This is a genomic window from Gallibacterium faecale, assembly GCF_027920745.1.
Taxonomy (GTDB): Bacteria; Pseudomonadota; Gammaproteobacteria; order Enterobacterales; family Pasteurellaceae; genus Gallibacterium; species Gallibacterium faecale.
In genome coordinates this window covers 1-2,679 of sequence record NZ_JAQIBB010000024.1, presented here as the reverse complement: position 1 = coordinate 2,679, position 2,679 = coordinate 1, and the positions used below count along the sequence as shown (strand labels likewise).

Annotated in this window: 3 protein-coding genes and 1 pseudogene; all 4 read left to right on the top strand. The window is 34.2% G+C overall.

Translation table 11 applies throughout. From position 1 onward, the window contains the following. A partial coding sequence (locus PF272_RS02045; protein WP_271141424.1) for a ParB family protein occupies window positions 1-1,602 on the top strand: 1,602 nt, incomplete at its 5' end. A 2-nt stretch (window positions 1,603-1,604) separates the two neighbouring features. Then, window positions 1,605-2,171: a DUF2857 domain-containing protein gene (locus PF272_RS02040; RefSeq protein WP_065232431.1), complete on the top strand. Its 567-nt coding sequence runs from the start codon at window positions 1,605-1,607 to the stop codon at window positions 2,169-2,171. Window positions 2,172-2,188: 17 nt separating this feature from the next. After that, window positions 2,189-2,443 carry a hypothetical protein gene (locus PF272_RS02035; protein ID WP_065232430.1) on the top strand — a complete coding sequence of 85 codons (255 nt, stop codon included), beginning with the start codon at window positions 2,189-2,191 and terminating at the stop codon, window positions 2,441-2,443. Between the two features lie 3 nt (window positions 2,444-2,446). Beyond that, a pseudogene (locus tag PF272_RS02030) lies at window positions 2,447-2,679 on the top strand (STY4528 family pathogenicity island replication protein); the annotation flags it as partial.

The following is a 2,679-nucleotide window of genomic DNA, read 5'->3' as shown; positions in this document are numbered from 1 at the left end:
TTATTACAATTGCGCCCGTTTGATAACAATCCACGTAAAACTCGAAATCCTAAATTCGAGGACATCAAAGAATCTATTCGGGTTAGAGGTTTAGATTTTCCTCCAAATATTACTCAGCGTCCAGGCGAAGAGTATTATATTATCGCAGACGGTGGTAATACACGTTTACAAGCATTACAAGAGCTTTATGAAGAAACTCAAGATCCAAAATACTTCTCTATTACGTGTTTGTACAAACCGTGGCAAGGAAATAACAATGATGAGATTACAGGAGAATTACACTGCTTAATTGGACATTTAGCAGAAAACGACTTGCGAGGTGATTTAAGCTTTATTGAACGTGCATTGGGGATTCAGCAAGCTAAACGATTTTATGAACAACAATTATCAACATCATTATCTCACAGAAAACTTTCTGAAAGATTAAAAGCAGATGGTTATAGTATCTCACATTCACTATTAGTCAAAATGGAGCAATGTATTGATCTGCTCTACCCCGCAATTCCTAATATTCTTTTAAGTGGAATGGGAAAACCACAAATTGAAAAACTGCTCCAGTTATTTAGTAATGCAAACACGTATTGGGAAAAGTATACTCCTCTTTTCCATAAACACGATCAGGAGGAAAATCAAGATCTAGGATTTAAAGCATTATGGTTAGAAACGCTTTCTCTATTTGATAATGATGATTTTTCATTAGACATATTCCAAGATGAACTGATCGGTAATATGGTCAATGCGATTGGGTCAGATTACGTCAGCTATCAAGATATTTTATTTGAACTGGATAATAAACCAAAATCTCAAGACAGTGATACTTATCGAACTGCTCCAGTAAAACAAGATAATGTTAATTCTGAAACAGAAATTTCTATGTTTATAGCAACAGAAAAAAGTCAGAGTTCTACTTCCACATCAGATAACGTAAAAACATCTATACCAGATAATGTACAAATCATTGAGGATAAAAAAGATAATAATATTCATCAACTACATGATAAGGCTACACAACTCAACGAACAAAAATTAGACAGTGGTTCCAGTGGAACCAGTGAACAAAAATCAAACAGCACTACCAGTGATAATTTTTCAGAAACCGAAAATATTGATTCAACCTTTGATATTTTTGAACAATTTGGTATTGCACCAGGTAAATCTATTAACGAACAACGTCAACAACGTGCGGAGCAAAATGGAATTGCTTTTGCAAATACAGGCTGCCAGCCTGTCGATGACATCTGGCAAATTTATCCAGCATTTGATACCCCAGAAAAACTTCGCTTTGAGGCCTATGGGCTAGCAACAGATATTGCTAAATTAGCACATTTACAAAATATTGTGATTCCAACTGAAAGTGATGAAAAATTTAGTTTTACTATTGCACCATTAGCTTCATCTATTCAAGATGAGCTTACTATTAGTATTCACGCATTACTTGCATGCTTAGCGTGTGATAACCATAACGAGCCACTTACTGTCACCTTATCTGAATCGTTATTAATTGGCTTCAATAATCAACCTGAAATTTCAGATCTCCTTTTAGTGAAACTCTTTCGATTAATCCGTGTTATCCGTCAATTAAGAACACATTTAAGGAGCTAATTATGATGCAAATGGTCAATCAAGCATTGCTATCACACATTATTACTCAGATCAAAATGGGAAAAATCCGATATTGCGAAAATTTTGGTTTTACGAGTGATGAACTTGCAAAAATTAATAATTTATCAACAGATGAATTGCATTATTTAAGCCAAATGCCAAACACATTTTTAGAAATTAGCGTGAATCATGATTTACTCAAAAAAATGCTAAAGCGCATAAAAACAAAAACAGCAGAACAAAAACTCTTTGATCGTGCTTTAGTATTAGGTGCAAGCATTGAATTAATGAAATGCTTTTTTGGGGCGCAACCTTACGAAGTTAGTGAACGTAGAAGATTACTAGGTAAACAAATTTCGGTTGGTAGGCGTACAATCACAGATATAGAAAAATCCAGTGATGCTTGGTATCGCTGGCAAGAAGCCTGTAAATTAGATCCTAAAAATAAAAAACTTAATTCACTAGATGCCTTAGATAATTTGATGGTAATCGCAGAAGAATTAAATTTAGATCTGGCGATGCTATGGAAACAGGTCAGAAAATGGGAAAATTTGAACGATAAAGCATAAATTTTGGGGGCACAATTATGTTGCGATTCAATTTAGATAAAGCATTATCTGGACACCCAGTTAAGCTAAGAAATGGGGATCAGGCTTTCGTTAAATATATTTTAAACGATAAAGATCAAAACGTTTTTGATGAATATATTTATATTTTGCGAGGATATAGAATCAAACCTAACTTAAAGCCCGAAAAATGTAGCTGGACTAAAGAAGGCTACGAATACGAACGAGCCACAAAAGCGCCTTTAGATATTATTGGGTTATGGGAAGAGGAATAAATTATGACGGATAACAATGCTGGCTTATTTTATTTTGGAAACGCACACGAAACAGTTCCAATACGTTTATTACAAGATCGTTATTTAACAGTAAGAGCCAAATATACTTGGCAAATGATACGCTATCACGCAAAAGCGTTTACTGGAAATCTCTTTCCATCCTACGAAAAATTACAAGATCTCTTATCAGACAAATTATATTTACATGAAAAAGTATCTCGTAAGATTGTAAGCCA

Coding starts and splice junctions, on each gene's coding strand:
- PF272_RS02035 (WP_065232430.1), top strand. CDS start 2,189: ATGTTGCGATTCAATTTAGATAAAGCATTATCTGGACACCCAGTTAAG.
- PF272_RS02040 (WP_065232431.1), top strand. CDS start 1,605: ATGATGCAAATGGTCAATCAAGCATTGCTATCACACATTATTACTCAG.